This window comes from Aquisphaera insulae, assembly GCF_011064615.1.
Taxonomy (GTDB): domain Bacteria; phylum Planctomycetota; class Planctomycetia; order Isosphaerales; family Isosphaeraceae; genus Aquisphaera; species Aquisphaera insulae.
This window is the reverse complement of record NZ_JAALJH010000268.1, coordinates 1-406: the sequence shown is the minus strand read 5'-3', so window position 1 is coordinate 406 and position 406 is coordinate 1. Positions and strand designations below refer to the sequence as shown.

Below are 406 nucleotides of genomic sequence, written 5' to 3'. Positions count from 1 at the left end.
ACCGGCGTCAAGCGACATATCGTGGTGGACGTCCTGGGGTTGATGCTGGCGACGGTGGTGTCGGCGGCGTCGGCCGACGACGGTACATTCGCGCCGGATGTGCTGTCGCGGTTGACGACCGAGCAGAAGGGGCGGTTGGAGGTCGTGTGGGCCGATGGAAAGTACAACAATCGACGGCTCGACGCCTGGATGGCGACGGAAGGGGTCGGATATCGCATCGAGGTGATCGGCCGCCCGGCGGGTAGCGTGGGCTACGTCAAGCTGCCGAGGCGCTGGGTCGTGGAGCGCACCTTCGCCTGGCTGGGCCGCTACCGGCGAAACAGCCGGCACTACGAGGTGTATGAGCGGAGCGGCGAGTCGATGCTCAAGATCAGCTCGATTCATCGAATGCTCAGGTGGTTAAAAC

1 protein-coding gene is annotated in these 406 nt (G+C 64.3%); it reads left to right on the top strand.

Features of this window, described 5'->3' with window-relative positions; genetic code table 11:
• The coding region (locus tag G6O54_RS37095; protein WP_165236224.1) for a transposase at window positions 1-406 on the top strand (406 nt) is incomplete at both ends.